The 21,869-nt window shown below is 53.2% G+C and carries 18 protein-coding genes and 3 tRNA genes; 18 read left to right on the top strand and 3 right to left on the bottom strand.

The features are described from left to right. The first annotated feature begins 163 nt into the window (after nt 1-163). The 4 genes from ETR37_RS17320 (at nt 164) to ETR37_RS17305 (ending at nt 763) form a co-directional block, all read left to right on the top strand. Nucleotides 164-236 (top strand) — tRNA-Thr (locus ETR37_RS17320). Between the two features lie 12 nt (nt 237-248). Continuing rightward, nucleotides 249-330 (top strand) — tRNA-Tyr (locus tag ETR37_RS17315). 9 nt (nt 331-339) lie between these two features. Continuing rightward, nucleotides 340-413: transfer RNA gene (locus ETR37_RS17310), tRNA-Ile, on the top strand. A gap of 143 nt (nt 414-556) precedes the next feature. Next, nucleotides 557-763 carry a heavy-metal-associated domain-containing protein gene (locus tag ETR37_RS17305; protein WP_020756836.1) on the top strand — a complete coding sequence of 69 codons (207 nt, stop codon included), beginning with the start codon at nt 557-559 and terminating at the stop codon, nt 761-763. A gap of 136 nt (nt 764-899) precedes the next feature. On the opposite strand, the gene ETR37_RS17300 is transcribed toward ETR37_RS17305, so the two are convergent. Beyond that, the gene (locus ETR37_RS17300) at nt 900-1,748 is read right to left on the bottom strand and encodes an MBL fold metallo-hydrolase (protein WP_033006834.1); all 849 of its coding nucleotides are present in this window, start codon (nt 1,746-1,748) and stop codon (nt 900-902) included. Nucleotides 1,749-1,897: 149 nt separating this feature from the next. Here ETR37_RS17300 and ETR37_RS17295 point away from each other — a divergent pair, with 149 nt between their 5' ends. The 7 genes from ETR37_RS17295 (at nt 1,898) to ETR37_RS17265 (ending at nt 10,298) form a co-directional block, all read left to right on the top strand. After that, nucleotides 1,898-2,197 carry a phasin family protein gene (locus ETR37_RS17295; protein WP_025950623.1) on the top strand — a complete coding sequence of 100 codons (300 nt, stop codon included), beginning with the start codon at nt 1,898-1,900 and terminating at the stop codon, nt 2,195-2,197. Nucleotides 2,198-2,248: 51 nt separating this feature from the next. Beyond that, the gene (locus ETR37_RS17290; RefSeq protein ID WP_129447579.1) at nt 2,249-3,925 is read left to right on the top strand and encodes an ABC1 kinase family protein; all 1,677 of its coding nucleotides are present in this window, start codon (nt 2,249-2,251) and stop codon (nt 3,923-3,925) included. A gap of 270 nt (nt 3,926-4,195) precedes the next feature. Further along, nucleotides 4,196-4,795: a CBO0543 family protein gene (locus tag ETR37_RS17285; RefSeq protein WP_033006577.1), complete on the top strand. Its 600-nt coding sequence runs from the start codon at nt 4,196-4,198 to the stop codon at nt 4,793-4,795. Nucleotides 4,796-4,920: 125 nt separating this feature from the next. Next, nucleotides 4,921-5,340 carry a CoA-binding protein gene (locus tag ETR37_RS17280; protein ID WP_020756535.1) on the top strand — a complete coding sequence of 140 codons (420 nt, stop codon included), beginning with the start codon at nt 4,921-4,923 and terminating at the stop codon, nt 5,338-5,340. Nucleotides 5,341-5,515: 175 nt separating this feature from the next. Next, nucleotides 5,516-7,453: a DNA topoisomerase IV subunit B gene (gene parE, locus ETR37_RS17275; RefSeq protein WP_060788519.1), complete on the top strand. Its 1,938-nt coding sequence runs from the start codon at nt 5,516-5,518 to the stop codon at nt 7,451-7,453. A 59-nt stretch (nt 7,454-7,512) separates the two neighbouring features. Beyond that, on the top strand, nt 7,513-9,957 hold the full coding sequence (gene parC, locus ETR37_RS17270) for a DNA topoisomerase IV subunit A (protein ID WP_015374876.1): 2,445 nt from the start codon (nt 7,513-7,515) through the stop codon (nt 9,955-9,957). Then, the gene (locus ETR37_RS17265; RefSeq protein ID WP_013145319.1) at nt 9,954-10,298 is read left to right on the top strand and encodes a PilZ domain-containing protein; all 345 of its coding nucleotides are present in this window, start codon (nt 9,954-9,956) and stop codon (nt 10,296-10,298) included. The genes parC and ETR37_RS17265 overlap by 4 nt, the downstream gene beginning before the upstream one ends. A gap of 104 nt (nt 10,299-10,402) precedes the next feature. On the opposite strand, the gene ETR37_RS17260 is transcribed toward ETR37_RS17265, so the two are convergent. Next, the gene (locus ETR37_RS17260) at nt 10,403-11,134 is read right to left on the bottom strand and encodes a MerR family transcriptional regulator (RefSeq protein WP_014195851.1); all 732 of its coding nucleotides are present in this window, start codon (nt 11,132-11,134) and stop codon (nt 10,403-10,405) included. A 294-nt stretch (nt 11,135-11,428) separates the two neighbouring features. Here ETR37_RS17260 and treP point away from each other — a divergent pair, with 294 nt between their 5' ends. From treP to ETR37_RS17225, 7 genes are all read left to right on the top strand, one after another. Further along, nucleotides 11,429-12,847, top strand: coding sequence for a PTS system trehalose-specific EIIBC component (gene treP / locus ETR37_RS17255; RefSeq protein ID WP_060788520.1), 1,419 nt, complete (start codon nt 11,429-11,431; stop codon nt 12,845-12,847). A 112-nt stretch (nt 12,848-12,959) separates the two neighbouring features. Continuing rightward, nucleotides 12,960-14,651, top strand: coding sequence for an alpha,alpha-phosphotrehalase (gene treC, locus ETR37_RS17250; protein ID WP_129447578.1), 1,692 nt, complete (start codon nt 12,960-12,962; stop codon nt 14,649-14,651). Between the two features lie 22 nt (nt 14,652-14,673). After that, nucleotides 14,674-15,387 carry a trehalose operon repressor gene (treR, locus tag ETR37_RS17245; protein ID WP_013523771.1) on the top strand — a complete coding sequence of 238 codons (714 nt, stop codon included), beginning with the start codon at nt 14,674-14,676 and terminating at the stop codon, nt 15,385-15,387. Between the two features lie 214 nt (nt 15,388-15,601). Then, nucleotides 15,602-17,014: a Na+/H+ antiporter NhaC family protein gene (locus tag ETR37_RS17240; protein WP_020755386.1), complete on the top strand. Its 1,413-nt coding sequence runs from the start codon at nt 15,602-15,604 to the stop codon at nt 17,012-17,014. Nucleotides 17,015-17,442: 428 nt separating this feature from the next. After that, nucleotides 17,443-17,892, top strand: coding sequence for an acyl-CoA thioesterase (locus ETR37_RS17235; RefSeq protein WP_015374873.1), 450 nt, complete (start codon nt 17,443-17,445; stop codon nt 17,890-17,892). 117 nt (nt 17,893-18,009) lie between these two features. After that, nucleotides 18,010-19,509 (top strand): aminotransferase class V-fold PLP-dependent enzyme, encoded by a 1,500-nt coding sequence (locus ETR37_RS17230; protein ID WP_020755388.1) that lies wholly within the window; start codon nt 18,010-18,012, stop codon nt 19,507-19,509. 104 nt (nt 19,510-19,613) lie between these two features. Then, complete coding sequence (locus ETR37_RS17225) at nt 19,614-20,792, top strand: acyl-CoA dehydrogenase family protein (protein ID WP_129447577.1); 1,179 nt, start codon at nt 19,614-19,616, stop codon at nt 20,790-20,792. A 73-nt stretch (nt 20,793-20,865) separates the two neighbouring features. Here the strand turns inward: ETR37_RS17225 and speE are convergent, their stop codons facing one another. Then, nucleotides 20,866-21,741 carry a polyamine aminopropyltransferase gene (gene speE / locus ETR37_RS17220; protein WP_015374870.1) on the bottom strand — a complete coding sequence of 292 codons (876 nt, stop codon included), beginning with the start codon at nt 21,739-21,741 and terminating at the stop codon, nt 20,866-20,868. Between the last annotated feature and the right edge of the window lie 128 nt (nt 21,742-21,869).

Here is a 21,869-nt window from a genome sequence, read left to right as displayed (position 1 = left end):
TCACGGTCTACTTCTATCATGCCGACTTAGCTCAATTGGTAGAGACGAGCATCTGCATCGTCGAATTTGCTTCGAGTTGTCCCGACGCATCCAGCGTCTTCGAATTGGCTGGTAGAGGAAGGGACACAACAGAAGCCAAGGAGTCACGGTCTACTTCTATCATGCCGACTTAGCTCAATTGGTAGAGCAACTGAATCGTAATCAGTAGGTTGCGGGTTCGAGTCCTGCAGTCGGCATTTTTTATTTATGGAGGGGTAGCGAAGTGGCTAAACGCGGCGGACTGTAAATCCGCTCCCTTTGGGTTCGGCGGTTCGAATCCGTCCCCCTCCATTCATAAACGGGCCTATAGCTCAGCTGGTCAGAGCGCACGCCTGATAAGCGTGAGGTCGGTGGTTCAAGTCCACTTAGGCCCATTTTTTATGACAGATGGCAAGAGCAATTCTTGCCATCTTTTTTTATGCCATCGCTAACGGAGCGATAGGCCCGTTTATGCGGGCGGGAATCGGGCAAAATAAGCGGCGGGGAACGGCATGTTTTTGCGGAAGGAGGGAAGAGGATGGCTGAAGCTACCTTTTATATCGATGGGGCGACGTCGCCGCAGCCCATTGCGCGCATTGAACATCTTCTTAGTGGGCTCGACGGCGTGGAGCGCTCGCTCGTCGACACGGAAGATGGGGAAGTGAAGGTTCAATTTGATGAAAAAAAGATTTCGAAGGAACGCATCGTCTTGACGTTGCAGCAGCACGGATTCCGCTTTCAGTAGCAAATTGGCGGCTGTTGTCGACAGTGTAAGGGTGTCCGATTGGGACACCCTTTTTTCTTAGCCACGGCCTGCCGCTGATCATTTCAAACCGGGAAGCCTTTCATTTCCCATTGTAAGCGCCGGCGGGATCGCTCCGTTAATGGACGTACTTTCCGTAATCTGGGACAGCGATGCGGTCAAAATCACAAGCGAGCTTCGTCAGCCCATCGCGCAACTCGTCTCCCGCTACTGGGGCGCCGTGTCCCGTGACAGCGACCGATGGGAAGAGGGCGGCCAATTTGCGCACCGATTCGCGGGCGGCCGTCCAGTCGATCGTATAGTAGCGCGGCGGGCCGGTAATTTCGGTTTGCTGGGTCAATACTTTGTACAGTGAGTCTTGGCGGACCGTGACAAACGCATCGCCAGCGATCAAGGCCGCATCGCGCGGACGGAACAAGGAGATGTGGCCCGGTGTGTGCCCGGGGGTGTGCAGCCAGCGGAACTCCGGCAAATGCGGGACAGTGCCGTCCTCAGGTAGAGGTTGGACGCGGCTGCCAAGCTGGATCGGTTCGTTTGGGAAAAACGGCGAGATTTTGGCGAGAAGTCCGCCTTCAACGGACGCGTCCGGTTCGGGATAACGCGCTTTGCCGGTTAAATACGGCAGTTCGTCTTTGTGGGCGTACACCGGCACATTCCATTCCCGGACGAGTTCAATTAAGGCTCCGACGTGGTCAAAGTGGCCGTGGGTTAAAATAATGGCTTGCGGGCGGCTGCCGCTGCCAAAGCGGTCTTCAACAGCGGAAATAATATCGTCCGCTGACCCCGGCATTCCCGCATCGATCAAGACGAATGCGCCGTCGCCAGGGCGGCCGACGAGGCAAATGTTGACGATTTGGATCGTATGGCAGTACAAATCGGGCAGCACGCTGACGCCGACGCCGCTTGCCAAAGACGTCGCGGGAATAACATGATAGTCTTCTCCGTAATGCAACGGTTCATCAGCCATTAAAATCCCCCTCCTTTGCATCGTTGTCCAACGATAGCATGCCGCATCGACCTGTCTCCTATACAAAAGAGCTGCCGTCTAGCTCGACATGGATCGCCAAAGAATGGTACAATAAGGAAAACACAATGGCACAAGGAGGCTGCAAACGAATGAGCATTTTGAAAAAAGGATTGGCATTCGGGCTGGGGTTGGCGATTGCAAGCAAAGAACAAGTGGAAAAGATCATTGACGAGCTTGTCAAAAAAGGCGAATTGTCGCTTGACGAATCGAAGGAAGTGATCGATCAATGGAAACAGCAGACCGAGGCGCGGAAAACGGAAGTGCAGCGGCTTGTACGCGAGCAAATCAAGCAGGTGATCGACAAGCTTGAATTGGCAACAAAAGAAGACGTGCGGCAGCTTGAAGAGCGAATCCGCCGTCTGGAGGAAAAAGAACAAAGCGGGCAGTAAACCGATGCGGCCTGTCCGCTCGCTTTTTGCCGCCTTAGGAGAGATGTCCCGATGATCGGAAAACGGATGCGCCATATCGGAAGGTATCACGAAATCGCCGCCTCCTTGCTTCGGCACGGATTCGGGATGATCGTCGATGAGCTCGGCTTTTCGTCTTTTCTTTCTTTGCCGCCGCGATGGAGAGCGGAGCAAGGGAAAAAGGAAGGAAAAACGGTTGGGGAGCGGCTCCGCCTTGTGCTCGAGGAGCTCGGCCCGACGTTCGTGAAGCTCGGGCAAATTGCCAGCACACGGCCGGATTTGATTCCCGCTCCGATCATCAGCGAGCTCGAAAAACTGCAAGACCAAGTTCCGCCGTTTCCGTTTGCCGACGTTCGCCGGAGGGTGGAAACAGAACTTGGGGGCTCGCTTGAAACCTTGTTTCGTTCATTTGACGAAACGCCGCTCGCTGCCGCTTCGCTCGGACAAGTGCACCGGGCGGTTCTTCCTTCCGGACAAGCCGTGGCGGTGAAAGTGCAGCGTCCGCACATCGCTGCGCGGGTGGAGACGGATCTGGAAATTTTGCAAGATTTGGCCGTGCTGGCGGAACGTCGTCTCGATTGGGCGGCAACCTACCAATTGTCTGAAATTGTCGATGAACTGGCGCGTTCATTACGGCAGGAGCTGGATTATACCGTCGAGGCGCGCCATGCGGAACGGTTTGCACAGCAGTTTGCCGACGATTCGTCGGTGTATGTCCCGAAGGTGTTTTGGGATTATACGACGAAAACCGTGCTCACGATGGAATATGTCGAAGGAATGAAACTTGGGGAGCTCGAGCGGCTGAAAGCGAACGGCCACTCCTTAAAAACGATCGCCGAGCGTTTGGCTGAAGCAACCTTTAAACAAATGTTTGAGCATGGATTTTTTCATGGCGACCCTCATCCTGGCAATGTATTTGTTCTTGACGATGGAACGCTTTCCTTCATTGACTTTGGCTTGATGGGCCGCCTTCGCCCCCATGTCAAACATCATCTTTCTTCACTCATCATCGCCTTAATGCGGCAAAACACGGATGGGGTGTTGGGTGCGATCTACGGCTTAGGGATTGTTCCTGACGGAGTCGATGAAGGAAAATTGCGCGATGATCTTGACGAGCTGCGGGAGAAATACTACGGCGTCCCGCTCGGTGAGATCAGTCTTGGGGAAGCCGTCGAGGATTTGCTTTCGGTGGCATTTCGCCATGGCATTCGCATCCCAAGCGATTTGACGCTGTTAGGAAAAGCGCTGTTGACGGTCGAAGGGGTTGTGGAGACGCTTGACCCGCAGTTTCGCATCATGGACGTTGCCGAACCGTTTGGGAGAAAGCTGATGAAAGAGCGTCTTCGGCCTGATCGCGTGGCAGAAACAGCGTGGAAGCGGATTTTTGATTATGGTGAATGGCTGCTCCGACTGCCGGAGGGCGTAAAGGAATGGACGAAAATGATGCGGCATGGCAAGCTTCGATTGGAAATCACGGCTCCTGATTTGGAAGCGCTGCTAAAGAAGCTCGACCAGATGACGAACCGGCTGTCGTTTAGCATCGTTCTTCTTTCGCTGAGCATCGTCCTCGTCGGCCTGATGATCGCTTCATCATTGGGGCGTCCGTCGACGCTGCTGTGGAAGATTCCTGCTGTTGAAATCGGATTAGGCGCGTCCGCTTTTCTATTTGGTTGGCTGCTTTACTCGATTTTTCGTTCGGGAAAATTTTAGTGTTTGTTGCACAATGATTTCTTTTTTCGGAAATTCTTGAAAGTTTGATGCAGTCCGATCCATGGAAGGTGTCCCAAAAACACAGCGGGACACCTTTTCTTCATCAATAATTAAATTTGCACGAAGCACGTTTGTTAAGCCATGCTAGGCAGCCTGATGGAGTGGAAAGCCGGTGAGGGCGCCGGAATAAATTCTATGCTTTGGATTATACTAACAGTGCTGTCTGAGACAGCGTTTAGGGAGTGGGAAATGGGTTAGGGAGGATCGATGATGACGTTTTCTCTTCCTGTTGTTTGGACGGTGGAACTCTCAGCGGTCATGTTGAGTATAGCGGGAAGTTTTTGGATCGCCAAACGGCATATACGGAGATATGCGGTTTTGTATGCATTCAGTGCGGTGACAGGCATCGTTCTTTGCCTTGCGTTTGTCTATGCAGGCTTTTACTCCTTCCCTGTTAAGCTCGTTCCTTATACACCGATTCCGCTCGTTGAAATGGCAACCGTCATTCCGTTTTTCGTTTTGTTTGGAGTCAAGTACAGTCCGGAAAGCTGGGCATGGAAGTTGCCGTTTTACTTTGCGATGGTGCAGTTGATTATGTTGTTCGAGTTGGTTGCTCTTGTGTCGCCGCTCTCTCTGATTGATTATAAGAAGTGGGATGTATGGGATTCATACACCGCCTGGTGGCTGTATTTGCTTTTCTTTGAGTGGATGGGCGGAAAAATCGTCCCCCAAAAAGCGCGCTCCCCGCTTGCGGCTTCCTCGTTCCGCTACGGGCGATGGGGATGGATTGTCGTCCACCTCATTGCCATGACGACTGTTTTTTTAGCGGGCGTGTATGCGGGATGGGGACTGCGCATAAGCAGCTTGTAGCCAAAACTGAAGAGGGGCTGTTCTGAAAAGGGGCTAAAACATTTTCCGTCCCATAGAAGGATTTTTCTTTCTCGATCGCGAAACAAGTACTGCAAAACCAAAGAGGGAAGGAAGGAGAGAACCCGATGCCCATTGTCAACCCAAGCCGCGAAGAAATCGGCGACATTTTGCGCAAGGCGAAGCGGATTGCCGTTGTCGGCTTGTCCAACAATCCAGAGCGCGAGTCGTATATGGTGGCGAAGGCGATGAAAGACGCCGGATACGAAATCATTCCGGTTAACCCGATGATCGATGAATGGGAAGGCATTCCAGCGGTCGACAAACTGACGGATATCGAAGGGCATGTCGATATCGTCGATGTGTTTCGCCGTTCCGAACATTTGCCGGAGCTCGCCCGCGAGTTTGTGCAAATCGACGCGGACGTATTTTGGGCGCAGCTTGGCGTCGTCAATGAAGAAGCATACGCGTTTTTAAAAGAAAAAGGCTATACGGTGATTATGGATCGCTGCATTAAAGTAGAACATGCGCTTACAAAACGCCCGTAACAGGCGAAGCGCGTCATTGACGAAACGGCCATCTTCTCTAAGATGGTCCTTTCGTTTTTCAGGCGCTGTTGTCCGATTTTGTCAAGCGGTGTCAAAAGACAATGGACAGCTGGTCATTTTATGATACAATAAAACAGAAACAGATGTTCTTGTTTTGGCAGAAAGGGGTGGCCTTGTGGCAAAGCGAGCGGCATACGAATATAACGAAGATGCCATTCAAGTGTTAGAAGGACTTGAGGCGGTGAGGAAGCGGCCGGGGATGTACATTGGCAGCACCGACAGCCGCGGTTTGCATCATCTTGTTTATGAAATCGTCGACAACTCGGTCGATGAAGCGTTGGCCGGATATGGAAATTACATTTTGGTGCAAATACATAAAGACAACAGCATCACCGTCCTTGATGAAGGGCGCGGCATGCCGGTCGGGATGCATAAGCTTGGCAAGCCGACGCCGGAAGTCATTTTGACCGTGCTTCATGCCGGCGGCAAATTCGGCCAAGGCGGCTATAAAACGAGCGGCGGCCTGCACGGAGTCGGGGCGTCGGTTGTCAACGCCTTATCAGAATGGCTGGTCGTCACGATTCATCGCGACGGCTTCATTTACCGGCAGCGGTTTGAGCATGGAGGCAAACCGGTGACGACGCTAGAGAAAATCGGCACAACGAACAAAACCGGAACCATCATTCAATTTAAGCCGGACCCAACGATTTTCAGCACGACAGTCTTCGATTATGAAACATTGAGTGAACGGCTGCGCGAATCGGCGTTTTTGTTAAAAGGGCTGAAAATCGAACTCGTTGACGAACGGACCGGCATGCGCGAGGTGTTCCACTATGAAAACGGAATTGAAGCGTTTGTCGCCTATTTGAATGAGGAGAAAGATGTGCTCCACCCGGTCGTTTATTTTGCTGGCGAGCAAAACGGCATTGAAGTCGAGTTTGCGTTCCAGTTTCATGACGGTTATTCGGAAAACGTGCTGTCGTTTGTCAACAACGTGCGCACAAAAGACGGCGGCACGCATGAGGCGGGTGCGAAAACGGCGATGACGCGCGTTTTTAACGAATACGCCCGCCGTGTCGGTTTGCTCAAGGAAAAAGATAAAAATTTGGAAGGAACCGATATTCGCGAAGGGTTGTCCGCGGTCGTTTCGGTGCGCATCCCAGAGCACTTGCTGCAGTTTGAAGGGCAGACGAAAGGAAAGCTCGGAACGAGCGAAGCGCGTTCGGCCGTCGATGCGGTGGTGTCCGAGCAGCTCATGTACTTTCTGCAAGAAAACCCGGACGTAAGCGCGATGCTCATTAAGAAAGCGATCCGGGCCTATCAGGCGCGTGAAGCGGCCCGCAAAGCGCGCGAAGAGGCGAGAAGCGGCAAAAAGCGGAAAGGGAAAGAGGCGCTCTTAAGCGGCAAGCTGACGCCGGCGCAAGGGCGCAATCCGCAAAAAAATGAGCTCTATCTCGTTGAAGGCGATTCGGCGGGCGGTTCGGCGAAACAAGGGCGCGACCGCCGCTTCCAGGCGGTGCTTCCGCTGCGCGGAAAAGTCATCAACACGGAAAAGGCGAAACTTGGCGATATTTTGAAAAACGAGGAAATCAATACGATCATCCACGCCATCGGCGGCGGCGTCGGGGCTGATTTTTCGCTCGATGATGTCAACTACGACAAAGTGATCATTATGACCGATGCCGACACGGACGGCGCCCATATTCAAGTGCTGCTTTTGACGTTTTTTTACCGCTACATGCGTCCGCTGATTGAAGCGGGAAAAGTGTACATCGCCTTGCCGCCGCTTTACAAAATCAGCAAAAAAAGCGGCAAAAACGAAATCGTCGAATATGCGTGGACGGACGAGCAGCTGAAAGAAATTACGAAAAAAATGGGCCGCGGCTATACGATTCAGCGCTATAAAGGGCTCGGCGAAATGAACGCCGATCAATTATGGGAAACGACGATGAACCCACAGACGCGTACGCTCATCCGCGTGCGCATTGAAGATGCGGCCCGCGCCGAACGGAGGGTGACGACGCTCATGGGCGACAAAGTCGAGCCGCGCCGCAAATGGATCGAAACGCACGTCGCCTTCGGGCTCGAAGAGGAACCGGGATGGATCGGCTGATGGCGGCGTGAAAAGGCGCCGCCTTTTTGGCGCTGATGTGTTAGGAAAGGAGAATGACGATGGCAGAACGATTGCTGGAAATGCCGTTAGAGGACGTGCTTGGCGACCGCTTTGGCCGCTACAGCAAATACATTATCCAAGACCGGGCGCTCCCGGATGCGCGCGACGGGCTGAAGCCCGTGCAGCGCCGCATTTTGTATGCGATGTACATGGATGGCAACACGGCTGATAAACCGTTTCGCAAGGCGGCGAAAACGGTTGGAAACGTGATCGGCAACTTTCATCCGCACGGCGACTCATCGGTGTATGAAGCGATGGTGCGGATGAGCCAAGAGTGGAAGCTGCGCAACGTGCTGGTGGAGATGCACGGCAACAACGGCAGCATCGACGGCGACCCGCCGGCGGCGATGCGCTACACGGAAGCGCGCCTGTCGGCGATTGCCGCCGAGTTGCTTCGCGATATTGACAAAGAAACGGTTCCGTTTGTGCCGAACTTTGACGATACGACCGATGAGCCGACCGTCTTGCCGGCGATGTTTCCGAATTTGTTGGTGAACGGCTCGACCGGGATTTCGGCCGGCTATGCGACCGATATTCCGCCGCATGCGCTTGGCGAGGTGATCGACGCCGTCTTGATGCGGATCGACCGGCCGGATTGCACTGTTGACGAGCTGATGACGGTTCTTCCTGGCCCCGATTTTCCGACCGGCGGCATCATCCAAGGGAAAGACGGCATCCGCAAGGCGTATGAGACCGGCCGCGGGAAAATCATCATCCGCGCCAAAGCCGCCATCGAGCAGGGAAAAGGTGGGAAAAAGCACATTGTCATCACGGAACTGCCGTATGAAGTGAACAAAGCGAATTTAGTGAAAAAAATTGACGAGCTTCGCCTCGACAAAAAGCTCGACGGCATCGCCGATGTGCGCGATGAAACGGACCGGAACGGGCTGTCGATCGTCATCGAATTGAAAAAAGACGCCGATGCGGAAGCGATTCTCAACTACTTGTACAAAAATACGGATTTGCAAGTGCCGTACAGCTTCAACATGGTGGCGATCCATGAGCGCCGGCCGAAGCTGATGAGTTTGCCGGAGCTGTTGGATGCCTACATCGCCCACCGGAAAGAGGTCGTCACCAACCGCTCGCATTTTGAGCTGAAAAAAGCGAATGAGCGGAAGCACATCGTCGACGGCTTGATTCGGGCGCTTTCCATTTTGGATGAGGTGATTGCGACGATTCGTGCTTCAAGCGACAAGCGCGACGCCAAAGAACGGCTGATGGCTCATTACGGATTCACCGAAGCGCAGGCCGAGGCGATCGTGACGCTCCAGCTGTATCGGTTGACGAACACCGACATCACGGCGCTGCGTCAAGAAGCGGAAGAACTGGATCAAGCGATTGCGGAACTTACGGGGATTCTCGCAGATGAAAAGAAGCTGCTTGGCGTCATCAAAAAAGAGCTGAAGGCGATGAAAAAGCAATATGCCGATGAGCGGCGGACGGTGATTGAAGAGGAGATTGAAGAGCTGAAAGTGAAGGTGGAGGCGCTCATTCCGGCGGAAGACGTGATCGTCACCGTGACAAAAGAAGGATATGTGAAGAGGACGAGCTATCGTTCATACAGCGCCTCAAACGGTCAAGACATGGGCATGAAGGAAACGGATCGGCTGCTCGCCCAGCTCGAGATGAATACGACCGATGTGCTCTTGCTTTTCACCCGCCGCGGTTATTATTTATACTGCCCGGTGCATACGCTCCCTGATATCCGTTGGAAAGAGGTCGGCCAGCACATTTCCCATCTCATTCCGCTTGAACGCGACGATGAACTCGTCGCCGCTGTTCCAGTCTCTTCCTTTGACACCGGGGAGCAGCTCATCTTTGTGACGAAACAAGGGCTCGTAAAGCGAACGGAGCTCGCTCAATACCAAGTGCAGCGCTACACCCGCCCGCTTGTGGCCGTCAATGTGAAAGAGGATGATGACGTCATCGCCGTCTACGCGACGGATGGATGCGGCCATCTTTGGCTTGCGACGCATGATGGACATGCGCTCTTGTTTGCCGAGGAGGAGATCAGCCTTGTTGGCGTGCGCGCGGCTGGCGTGAAAGGGATTCAATTGAAGGAAGGGGACTTTGTCGCCGCTGCGTGCCCCGTTCGCCTAGAAAAGGGGGGCTCGTTCGTCGTCGTGACGCAGCGCGGAGCGGTGAAAAAAGTGGCGATGAGCGAGTTTGAGCCGTCCTCACGAGCGAAGCGCGGCGTTGTGATCGTACGTGAAGTGAAATCCAACCCGCACCGAGTTGTCGGCGCCGTCTTTGTCAGCAACGATGAGGAAATGGTCGGATTGCGGACGGAAAAAGGGGTGGTCGAGACGATCGAAGCCGCTTCCCTTCGTCTCTCCGACCGCTACAGCACGGGTTCGTTTGTCGTTGACACTGACGAAGCCGGGATGGTGGTGGATGTCTGGAAAGAACCGACGAAGCTGCTTGGAAAAGGGGAGGAAGGATGAGGTTTAAGCGTCAAGAACCGTTCCGGTATCAGTTTGGCCGGCCGCTCCCGGCTGAACTGCGCACAGCCGATGGTGAGCGCAGCGTCTACATTCACGATCTAAGTCCGCACGGGATGAAAATCGAAACGGAAGGCCGCCTTCCCTTTTCAACAGGGGGAACGCTGGTTGACATCTCGTTTTGGCTAAACGCTGCCCCCTTTACGCTGCGGGGGCAGCTTGTCTGGGAAAGACCGTTTGTCCACGCCTACTATTATGGCGTCCGCCTCCATGTCACCAAACAAGAAGAAGCGCACTTGATCGAAGCCATCAAACGACATGCGGCCGAGAGCCGCCGAATATGACGCAAAAAGGGGCCCGAGTTTTGGCGGGGCCCTTTTTTGATTTTTGACGGAGGTATGGCGCATCCAAAACGGGTGCCCTTGTCACATGGATGCCAAAATCGTCTTCACCAAAACTTCCACCATTTATTTGCCCGTGTTCGAGCAGCGCTGGTGCTGGCAGCGGTTTGCCGAAACGACAACACGAGCTCGCGAAACGCTTTTTCCCGTTCTAAAATGCGCAGTTCGAGCTGTTTTCGCTCCTCTTCCTGCCTTGCCTTTTCCTCGTGACAGAACGCGACGACCGTTTCCAAATGTTCATGCAGCTGTTCCGTTTTTTGCTGCCATGCGTCCTCGTAATCGCGGAGTGAACGGCGCACCGTTTCGGCAGCTGCCGTCGTTTGCTCCTCGATGTAGTCAAGGCGGCCTTTCACCTCATCCATCGCTTGCCGGACCGTGGCTGTCGTTTCCTGTTTCAAGGCGTCGACGATATCGTCTTTTAAGCGGGCCGCCAACTGCTCGGCTATGTATGGCATCCCTTGATGCAGCAGGCGGGGCACATCGATGATTTCCCCTTCCATGACGGCTGTTTCCACTTGAGCGGCTGTCTCGTTGGCTCGCTCTGCCGGTTGTCCGTCCATTTGCCTGATCATTTCAGCCACTTCGCGCGGATGGCGGCCGTCCTCAAGCCAAGTGCGGATATGGCGAAACCGGTCGATCAGCTCGTCGGTGTACATGCGTGCCCCCTCGGTTGTGCGTGGGACGGCAATCGATCCGGCGAACTGCTTTTCCCATTGTTTCAAATCGCGGGCGGTGACCCCGATTTTTTTCGCTGCTTCGCGGAGTGTATAGGTTTTCATCGCATTCCCTCATCCTTTCTCGTCTTTTGGCATTGATTTGCGTTATGTTTTATTTTCCTACTTGGTCGTTGATTTTCCTGCCGCTTGACAAAACATAACAAAAGAAGTGGAAGTTAGCAAAAAAAACAACAACTATTGTCGAAAAATGAAGGCGGTCATCGAAAGATGTTGACAAACTTGTATATACAAGATAAAATGAATTCAGGTTGTATATACAAGTTTGTTTGCAACCGGTTGCTGAAAGCGATTTAACGCTATAGCGGTCGTTAAGGAAAGAAAAGGGAGGCGTTCATCATGGGGGCATACCAACAAGCAGCCGCGCAAATCGTTGAAGCCATCGGCGGCAAAGAAAACATCGTCGCCGCCACGCATTGTGTGACCCGGCTTCGGTTTGCGCTCAAAGAGGAAGGAAAAGTCAATAAGGAAGCGCTTGAGCGCATCGATGTCGTCAAAGGGTCGTTTTCCGCAAACGGCCAGTTTCAAGTCGTCATCGGCCAAGGGCTTGTCGATAAAGTGTATGACGACCTCATCGAGCTGACGGGCATCGGCCGGGCGACAAAGCAGGAGATGAAAGACGCTGCGGAAGCGAAGCTCAATCCGCTGCAACGCGCGATTAAGACGCTGGCTGATATTTTCATTCCCATCTTGCCGGCGATCGTGACGGCCGGTTTGTTAATGGGTATTAACAACGTCTTGACAGGCCCAGGCATTTTTTACGAAGGGAAATCGTTTGTCGAGGTGCACAAAGAATGGGCCGATTTGGCGAACATGATCAACTTGATCGCCAATACGGCGTTCGTCTTCCTGCCCGGTTTGATCGGCTGGTCAGCAGTGACGAAATTCGGCGGCAGCCCGCTCTTAGGGATTGTCCTTGGTTTGATGCTCGTCCACCCAGATTTGCTCAACGCTTGGGGCTGGGGAGCGGCGAAAGAAAAAGGAGAGATTCCGGTTTGGAACTTGTTCGGCTTTGAAGTGCAAAAAGTCGGCTACCAAGGGCAAGTGCTGCCGGTGTTGGTGGCTTCCTACGTGCTGGCGAAGCTTGAGCTGTTTTTGCGCAAGCGCATTCCGGATGCGTTTCAGCTGTTGCTTGTCGCGCCGCTTGCGTTGCTCATTACGGGCTTTTTGGCGTTCATCGCTATTGGGCCGGTCACATTTGCGATCGGCAATGCCATTACCCACTTGTTTGTCACGATTTTTGACACGGTTCCGGCTCTTGGAGGATTGTTGTATGGAGCGCTGTATGCGCCGCTTGTCGTCACCGGGATGCACCATACGTTCTTGCCGGTTGACTTGCAGCTGATTGCCAATACCGGCGGCACATTCTTATGGCCGATTTTGGTCATGTCCAACATCGCCCAAGGTTCGGCAGCGTTGGCGATGATGTTTGTCGCGAAGGAGGAAAAGCTGCGCGGTTTGTCGTTTACGTCGGCTGTTTCCGCGTATTTAGGCATCACGGAACCGGCGATGTTCGGGGTCAACTTGCGCTTTCGTTTCCCGTTTATCGCAGCGATGACCGGAGCGGCGATCGCCGGCATGTTTATTACGCTCAATAAAGTCATCGCTCCGTCGATCGGTGTCGGCGGCCTGCCGGGTTTCTTGTCGATCGTGCCGCAAAAGTGGACGCCGTTCTTTATCGGCATGGCGATCGCGATTGTGGTGCCGTTTGCGCTGACGTTTGTCTTTGGGAAAGTGCGTAAAGCCGCCCGCTCATGATTGCCGTGTGTTGACGCAAGAGAACGATGTGCGAAATCATCCATTTACCACCATACCATTGGCCGCCGATGCCAATGGTATGTTTTTATCCTGACGAACGAGGTGAAGAGAGATGCGAGCAACCCCTTGGTGGAAAAAAGCGGTCGTTTATCAAATTTATCCGAAAAGCTTCTACGACACGAATGGAGACGGCATCGGCGATTTGCCGGGCGTGATCGAGAAGCTCGATTATCTACAAGAACTGGGCGTCGATGTCATTTGGCTGACGCCGATCTACGCGTCGCCGCAGCGCGACAACGGTTATGACATCAGCGATTATTTCCGCATCCATCACGAATACGGAACGATGGACGATTTTGACCGTCTGCTTCACGAAGTGCATGCGCGCGGCATGAAGCTGGTGATGGACATGGTCGTCAACCATACCTCAACCGACCATGAATGGTTTAAGCAGGCGCGCTCCTCGAAAACGAACCCATACCGCTCGTTTTACATTTGGCGCGACCCGAAGCCGGACGGCGGAGCGCCGAACAACTGGCAATCGAAATTCGGCGGCTCGGCGTGGGAATACGACGAACAAACCGGCCAATATTACTTGCATTTGTTCGATGTGACACAAGCGGACTTGAACTGGGAAAACGAAGAGCTGCGCCGCCGCATTTATGACATGATGCATTTTTGGCTCCAAAAAGGAGTGGACGGCTTTCGGCTTGACGTCATCAACTTGTTGTCAAAAGATCAGCGCTTCCCGGATGACGACGGTTCGGTGCCGCCGGGGGACGGGCGCCGCTTTTATACGGACGGACCGCGCATTCATGAGTTTTTGCAGGAAATGAATCGAGAGGTGTTTTCAAAATACGACATCATGACAGTGGGGGAAATGTCGTCGACGACGATCGATCATTGCATCCGCTACACGAACCCGGAAAACCACGAGCTCAATATGACGTTTAACTTCCATCACTTGAAGGTCGATTACCCGAATGGGGAAAAATGGGCGGTCGCCCCATTTGACTTTCTAGCTTTAAAACGCATTTTGTCCGAATGGCAAGTCCGGATGTATGAAGGCGGGGGCTGGAATGCGCTCTTTTGGTGCAACCACGATCAGCCGCGCATCGTGTCGCGCTATGGCGATGACGGGACGTATTGGAAAGAATCAGCCAAAATGTTGGCGACGACGATCCATTTAATGCAAGGGACACCATACATTTACCAAGGCGAAGAAATCGGCATGACCGACCCGAAATTCACCGATATTCGCGACTACCGCGACGTTGAGTCGCTCAACATGTACCGGATTTTGCGAGAACAAGGCAAAAGCGAGCAAGAAGTGATGGAAATTTTGCAGCGAAAATCGCGCGACAATTCCCGCACGCCGATGCAATGGGACGACAGCCCGCATGCCGGTTTCACGTCTGGGACGCCGTGGATTCGCGTCGCCGACAACTACCGGCGCATTAACGTGAAACAGGCGCTCGCCGACCGCGACTCGATTTTCTACCATTATAAGCGGCTGATTGAGCTGCGCAAACAGTATGATCTCATTACGACCGGGCGCTATGAGCTGTTGCTTGCGGACGATCCGCATATTTTCGCCTATATGCGTCATGGCGATGGAGAAAAGCTGCTTGTTGTCAACAATTTTTATCCAGTCGAAACGACGTTCACGCTGCCGAAAGAAGCGGGAGCCGATGGCTATACGGGAGAACTGCTGCTTGCCAATTATTCGGACGCGCCGGCCGATTTTCGCCGCATGCAACTGCGCCCATACGAATCGGTTGTTTATCTTTTGCGCCGGCCGTGATACAATACAAGCGGTGATTCTTATGCATGAAAACAAATATTTAACCATTTACCATGACCTCATTTCCCGCATCCGCCGCGGAGAATGGAAGGCGTACGACAAGCTGCCATCGGAACACGAGCTGGCCGCCCGATATGAGACATCGCGCGAGACGATTCGCAAAGCGCTCCATTTGTTGTCCGAGCACGGCTATATCCAAAAAATGAAAGGAAAAGGATCTATCGTCCTTGACGTCGGCAAATATGACTTTCCCGTATCCGGATTGGTCAGCTTTAAAGAACTGGCGCAGACGATGAAGCAGCCGGTGCGGACGATCGTGCATGAACTGGCGATCATCAAGCCGGATCGCGAGCTCAGGCAGCATCTGCGCGCCTCAAGCAAAGACGAAGTCTGGAAAGTCGTGCGCGTCCGTGAAATCGGCGGAGAGCGGATTATTTTGGATAAAGACTTTTTTCTGAAAAAGCATGTGCCGCTATTGACGAAAGAGATTTGTGAAGACTCGATCTATGAATACTTGGAAACGAAGCTGCATTTGCCGATCAGCTTTGCGAAAAAAGAAATATCGGTCGACGAAGCGACGGACGAAGACCGGCGCTATTTGGATTTGCATGGCGATGACCGCGTCGTTGTCGTCAAAAACTACGTGTATTTAAGCGATGCTGCATTGTTTCAATACACGGAATCGCGTCACCGGCTCGACAAGTTCCGATTTGTCGATTTTGCGCGCCGGAAATGACAACGCCTTCTGTGCCCCAGGTTGTTTGGGAGCCAGCCCGGGGCGGATGGAAGTGTGGGCCACGCTGCAAACTGCAGCGCGGCTTTTTTTGTTTGCGCGGGCAACATAAATTTTATAAATAAAACTATGTTCTAAATCTTCAATGAAAATCATAAAAAAACTGCATTATGGCTATCCTTCTTGGTAACAACATCATCGCAAAGGAGGCGCCGACGTGGAAGGAACATGGTGGTCGCTGTTGCCTTTTCTGCTCATCATTCCGTTGGCGGTATGGCTGAAAGAAATTTTGCCCGGCCTCGTGGCCGGATTGCTCGTCGGAGCGTTTTGCCTTGAGTGGTCGGCTGTCGGCGCGATTGAGCGCGCTGTTTCCGCTGTTCTTCACGCCCTGACCGATCCGGAGCATATGAAGGTGGCCGCGTTTTTGTATTTGTTCGGTTCGCTTGTCGGCATGATGCAAATTACCGGCGGGATCAAAGGGTTTGTCGAGAGACTCTCCGGCCGCATCCGCTCGAAGCGGGGGATTTTGTTGTTCGTTTGGCTGACGGTGCCGGTGACGTTTTTTATGCCGATGTTTCGCATTATGCTCCTTGGACCAGTGATGAAAGCGGTCCTTCGCCAGTTTCGCATCGACCGCCGCCGCATGGCGTACATGATCGACGTCTCGACCGAGCCGATCATCGTGCTTTTGCCAGCGGCGACAGCGTTCGTCGGCTTTATGACTTCTGTTGTCGCCGCGGCGCTTGAGCAAAACGACATTCACGAATCGCCGTATGACGTGTTTTTGCGCAGCCTGCCGTACAACTTGTTTGCGATTGTCGCTCTGGCCGTCGGGGTGTTGACGACGATGTTGAACATCCGGATCGGCAAACCGCGGGCGAAAAAAGGAGAAGGGGAAACGAATACACTGCACGGGCTCGGATTGCGCAAGGAGCTGGCGCTGATCAACGGGGAGCCGTTGCACTTGTTTGTCCCGCTGGCGCTGTTAATCGCGCTGACGTTTGCCTTTTTCGTGTACGACGGGAGGAAACGCGGGGCAGAGAATTGGTGGGAGGCGTTTTCCGCGGCCGATGCGACATGGGCGATGCTGTTGGCGTTGTTTGTGACCATCCTTTTGTCGATGGCGTTTTATTTATGGCGCCGACAATCACTTTCAGAGCTGACGTACCATTTTTTTGCTGGGGGTAACGAAATGATGGCGCCGATCGGCATGCTCGTTCTCGTATGGGCGGTCTCGGCGGTGGCAGGGGAACTCGGATTTGCGGAGTACGTGTCGTCGACGTTCGGCACATGGCTGCCGGGGGCATTCGTGCCAGCGGCCGTGTTTTTGGTCGGATCGTTTTTATCATACTTTATCGGTTCTTCATGGGGAACGTGGGGCATTTTGATGCCGCTTGGCGTCACGCTTTCCCATGCGACCGGGGCGCCGCTCGAGGTGACAGTCGGCGCTGTGTTTGCGAGCGGGACGTTTGGCGCCTTTGCTTCGCCGCTTGGCGATACGACGATTACAACCGCAGCCATTATGGATATGGACTTGATGAGCTATGCGAAATATAAACTGCGCATCTCTCTCCTTTGCGCCGGCGTGTCGCTCTTTGGATACGTTCTTTTGCCGCTTTGGGCCGGTTGACCGCAGACGCCCCGTCTGCCCTCGCCGGGCTTTTTTTATCTACCCTGAAAATGTCAAAACTATATAGGTTCCAATAAAGAATTTCCAATTTGTTCGTTACCATTTGCACTTCGATACATGCGGATGCAATCTAATGTGTTAGGCAATCGGCGAAGTGTAAACCAAAAATTCAACTTAATTGAAGGAGATTTTCATCCTTTCGCGGCGACGTACTGGATTCGTCACAACATTTTATATCACAAACAATGTTCTAAATAATCAATAATCCAAAACAAAACAATTGCACATCTAAATCAACCGGAGTATGATAAAAACAACATACTGACTAGTTGGTAGCTACAAATCGAACTCAGTCACGCCCCATGCTCACCCAAACGAATATTGTGGGCGAAAGGGGCAAAAAAAAGGCAAGAAAGGAAGAGGGAGAAATGAAGACGCACATCATTACCGTCAACCCACGCTTTTGTGAAACTGATGCGCTCGGACATTTAAGCAACATTAGCTATTTTATTTATTTAGAAGAAGCGCGCACCCGCCTGTTTGATGAATTGCGTTACGTCGGGCGAACGGAGGACTGGCATTTTATTTTAGCTTCCACCAAGTGCGATTTTATCAACCAAGGATTCTTCGGACGACGATTGCGCGTGGAAACCAATGTCTCCCGGATCGGCAATAAAAGCTTTCAATGCATTCATCGCATCATGGAAGAGGAAACAGGAAGACTGATCGCCATCGGAGAGGCAGCGGTCGTCCATTTCAATTTCCAAACCCAAACGAGCGAACCGTTGCCTGATGACTTGCGGACCATGCTTGCCGAATACCTTGTGCCGTCCGTGGGGGAAACGATTTCACCGTTATCGTGCAAAAAAAGGGAGTGAATACCATCCGCCTGTACGGCGGATTTTTCATTTTCAACTTTCCCACGTTTTTTGGACCGAACCACCGAAGGCGACATACTTTGTAAATAGACGAAATGGCGGAAAGGGGGAATCAACATGGCCATTCACGCTGTGATCGGCAATGCGGTGTATACATGCCGCGGAGAGCTTGAGACGTATTTTCAGCCGTTTCGCGATGGAACGATCGGCCGCTTTCATCCGTTTTCTACGCCGTTTGGCAAACAGCGGCTTATTTACGCCGACTGGACGGCAAGCGGGCGGCTGTACCGGCCGATTGAAGAGAAGCTGACGCATGAGCTCGGTCCATTTGTCGGCAACACGCATACGGAATCGAATGTGACCGGAACGAAAACGACGCTTGCCTATCGCTATGCAAAAGAAATCATCAAACAGCACGTTCATGCCGGGAAAAACGATGTCTTGATTATGCAAGGCGCCGGGACCACAAGCGCCGTCAACAAGCTGCAGCGTCTGCTTGGCTTGCGCGTACCGGAACGGTGGAAGCGCCGCTTGTCCCTTCATGATGAGGAGCGGCCAGTCGTTTTTGTCACCCATATGGAGCACCATTCAAATTTATTGCCATGGGTGGAAACCATCGCGGAAGTCGTGGCGGTCCGTCCGACAGAAAACGGGGATGTCGATCTTGACCATTTGCGCGAGCTGCTGGAGCGCTACCGAGATCGACCGCAAAAAATCGGTGCCTTTACTGCTTGCTCGAACGTCACGGGGTTGGAAACCCCATATCATAAGCTGGCGAAAATCATGCACGAGCATGGCGGCCTTTGCTTTGTTGATTTTGCTGCTTCCGCTCCGTACGTCCGCATCGATATGCATCCGGACGACCCAATGGAGCAGCTTGATGCCATTTATTTCTCCCCCCATAAGTTTCTCGGGGGGCCGGGAAGCGCCGGCGTGCTCATCTTTGACAGCCGGCTTTATCATCAGCACGCTCCGGATCACCCCGGCGGCGGGACGGTGTACTGGACTGACCCGTGGGGGAACTATGAATACATCCAAGCCATTGAGGAACGCGAAGATGGCGGAACACCGCCGTTTTGGCAAACCATCAAGGCAGCGTTGGCCATCCAGCTGAAAGAGCAAATGAACGTAAAACAGATGCGCGCCCGCGAAAAGGAACTTGTTTCCCTTCTTTTGCCGGCGCTAAAAAGCACTCCCGGCGTTCGCGTGCTTGAAGGACATCGGGACGACCGTCTTGGCATCATCTCATTTGTCATAGATGGATTGCATTACAACCTTGTTGTCAAACTGCTGAATGATCGCTTCGGCATTCAAGCGCGCGGCGGCTGTTCCTGCGCCGGACCATACGGCCACTATTTGCTTGGCATCGACAAGGAACAATCCGCTATGTTGCTTCAAGAAGTCAAAAACGGCAATCCTCTCGCCAAACCAGGATGGGTGCGTCTGTCGCTCCATCCTACGATGACGAACGAAGAAGTGTATGCGGTCATCCGCGCCGTCCGTCAAATCGCCCGCTATGGCCGCCGCTGGCAGGAGGAATACGAGTACGATGCTGGGAAAAATGAGTTCGTCCACCGTGACGATGATCGGTACATTCGGCATTTCTTTCTCTTTTAAGCTTCCGAGAGCAAGGACGGTCATTTTCCCGTGCGTTTTTGTTTTCAGTCCTAGCCAGAACTCGGTACAATAAAGGCATCTTGACCAAAAGAAGGGGAGAACCGATGAACGAATTGTACCATTTGCTTGTGCGAACCGATCGGGAGCAACAATTGTACAACCAAGCGCGTCGCCTTGCGGAACGGTTTGCGGAAAGGGCGGCGCATGATGACGAACAGGCAACGTTTCCATTTGCCGATTTTGCCGATTTAAAAGAGGCTGGATTCCTTTCCTTGACCGTCCCGACTGAATACGGCGGCCAAGGGGCGTCGCTTTATGAGCTCGTGCTCGTGCAAGAGACGATTGCCCAAGGTTCTGGGGCAACGGCATTGTCGTTTGGTTGGCACGCCAGCATTCTCATGCGGCTGTTTTTGCTTCGCCGCTGGCCGGAGCCCGTTCTCACCCGTTTGGCGAATGAAGTCGTTTGCCGCCACGTGCTCATCAACAGCGCCCACTCTGAACGGACAACTGGCAGCCCGGCGCGCGGCGGTAAACCGGAAACGACGGCCGTCTTTCGCCATGGCCGCTTTGTGCTTCGGGGGCGAAAGACATTTGCATCGTTAGCCCCTGCGCTCGATTACGTCTTAATTTCCGCCACGATGGAAGACGGTCGGGTCGGTGAATTTCTCGTGCCGATGTCTGCTCCAGGCATTCGCATCGAGCCGACGTGGAATACGCTTGGCATGCGGGCGACGCGCAGCGATGATCTTGTTCTTGAAGAAGTCGAAGTCGACCAAGAGGCGCTCGTAGAGACGCTTGGAGAAGCGAACGAAGCCGCTCCGGCGCAAGGATGGCTGTTGCACGTGCCGGCTTGTTACTTAGGCATCGCCATTGCGGCGCGCAATGAGGCGCTTCGCTTTGCCAAGACGTACCAGCCTAATACCCTGCCTCACCCAATCGCCTCGACGCCCGAAGTACAGCGGAAAATCGCTGAAATGGAATGGCGCCTCACCCATGCGCGCCATTTCCTGTACGCGGTCGCCGATTTATGGGATCGCTATCCGGAAAAACGGATGGAAATGAAAGAGGAGTTGGCAACAGCCAAATTGGTCGCCACCAATACCGCGCTTGAAGTCGTCGATTGGGCGATGCGCATTGTCGGCGGACAAAGCTTGTTTGCTGACAATCCGCTTCAGCGGCATTACCGTGACGTCCGCGCTGGGCTCTACAACCCGCCTGCTGACGACTTGACGCTTCAATGGCTTGCTAAGCGGGCATTGTCTCACAACCCACCTGCTCCATAAAACAGAACGGATTCAAGCAACACGAAAAAGCTGTCCCTGCTTTGTGGGGGACAGCTTTTTTGATGCCAAGCGGTTATTCCACCTCAAGCGCCGAACGCAAAAATGCCGGCAACGCGAAACATTGGCGAAAGATCCCATCGTTCACATATTTCGTGTCATTTGGAATGGTAGTCTGCACCGGAAAATCGAGCGGCCGTTTCGAGCCGATCGTAAAGCTCCACAACCCTCCTGGATACGTCGGCACCACGGCGGTGTACACAAGCACATGCGGGAACAGTTCGCGAATATTGCGGTACGTCCGCTTCAAAATATCCAGATGGAAAATCGGCGACTGGCTTTGGCAGACCATCAGCCCATCCGCTTTCAACGCGCGATGGACGTTGGCGTAAAACTCCGGTGAAAACAAGGCTTCCGCCGGGCCGACTGGGTCGGACGAGTCGATCATAATGACGTCGTAGACGCTTTCCTTCCCTTGCACAAACTTGACGCCATCATCATAAACAAACCGCACGCGCGGATCCGATAAGTTGCCGGAGACGGCTGGCAAATGCTCTTTGCACGCCCGGACGACTTTTTCGTCGATTTCCACCATGTCGATGGCTTCAAGATGAGCGTATTTCGCCGTCTCACGAGCTGCGCCGCAGTCGCCGCCGCCGATGATGAGCACCCGCTTCGCTTCCGGATGAAACTGCAGCGGCACGTGCGAAATCATTTCGTTATAAATATGGCCGTCAATCGAGGTCGTTTGCACGACGCCATCGAGTACGAGCATGCGGCCAAAATCGTACGAATCCAAAATCATCACATGCTGGTACTCGGACGGCTCGGCAAAAATCACCTCTTTGATTCGATAGCTGATTTTTAAGTTGTCGCGATCATCTTCGGTGAGCCAAAGCTCTCCATTGTCCATATGCAAGTAAGGTGGCAAAGCGTTTCCTTCGTGTTTCATTGTGACCTCCTTTAGTCATGCAGATGTTTTCACACCTTTCTAATCTTAATATATTCTTCGTCTTGTGGCAAACAAAGGGGATGTGAGAGTCAGTCAAGACTTTGTGGAGAACATTTTTTCGGTTCACT

Source organism: Geobacillus sp. PK12 (assembly GCF_004123125.1).
GTDB classification, from domain to species: Bacteria; Bacillota; Bacilli; order Bacillales; family Anoxybacillaceae; genus Geobacillus; species Geobacillus zalihae.
This window is presented reverse-complemented; position numbering and strand designations above follow the sequence as displayed.

Coding starts and splice junctions, on each gene's coding strand:
- ETR37_RS17305 (WP_020756836.1), top strand. CDS start 557: ATGGCTGAAGCTACCTTTTATATCGATGGGGCGACGTCGCCGCAGCCC.
- ETR37_RS17300 (WP_033006834.1), bottom strand. CDS start 1,748: ATGGCTGATGAACCGTTGCATTACGGAGAAGACTATCATGTTATTCCC.
- ETR37_RS17295 (WP_025950623.1), top strand. CDS start 1,898: ATGAGCATTTTGAAAAAAGGATTGGCATTCGGGCTGGGGTTGGCGATT.
- ETR37_RS17290 (WP_129447579.1), top strand. CDS start 2,249: ATGATCGGAAAACGGATGCGCCATATCGGAAGGTATCACGAAATCGCC.
- ETR37_RS17285 (WP_033006577.1), top strand. CDS start 4,196: ATGACGTTTTCTCTTCCTGTTGTTTGGACGGTGGAACTCTCAGCGGTC.
- ETR37_RS17280 (WP_020756535.1), top strand. CDS start 4,921: ATGCCCATTGTCAACCCAAGCCGCGAAGAAATCGGCGACATTTTGCGC.
- parC (WP_015374876.1), top strand. CDS start 7,513: ATGGCAGAACGATTGCTGGAAATGCCGTTAGAGGACGTGCTTGGCGAC.
- ETR37_RS17265 (WP_013145319.1), top strand. CDS start 9,954: ATGAGGTTTAAGCGTCAAGAACCGTTCCGGTATCAGTTTGGCCGGCCG.
- ETR37_RS17260 (WP_014195851.1), bottom strand. CDS start 11,134: ATGAAAACCTATACACTCCGCGAAGCAGCGAAAAAAATCGGGGTCACC.
- treP (WP_060788520.1), top strand. CDS start 11,429: ATGGGGGCATACCAACAAGCAGCCGCGCAAATCGTTGAAGCCATCGGC.
- treC (WP_129447578.1), top strand. CDS start 12,960: ATGCGAGCAACCCCTTGGTGGAAAAAAGCGGTCGTTTATCAAATTTAT.
- treR (WP_013523771.1), top strand. CDS start 14,674: ATGCATGAAAACAAATATTTAACCATTTACCATGACCTCATTTCCCGC.
- ETR37_RS17235 (WP_015374873.1), top strand. CDS start 17,443: ATGAAGACGCACATCATTACCGTCAACCCACGCTTTTGTGAAACTGAT.
- ETR37_RS17230 (WP_020755388.1), top strand. CDS start 18,010: ATGGCCATTCACGCTGTGATCGGCAATGCGGTGTATACATGCCGCGGA.
- ETR37_RS17225 (WP_129447577.1), top strand. CDS start 19,614: ATGAACGAATTGTACCATTTGCTTGTGCGAACCGATCGGGAGCAACAA.
- speE (WP_015374870.1), bottom strand. CDS start 21,741: ATGAAACACGAAGGAAACGCTTTGCCACCTTACTTGCATATGGACAAT.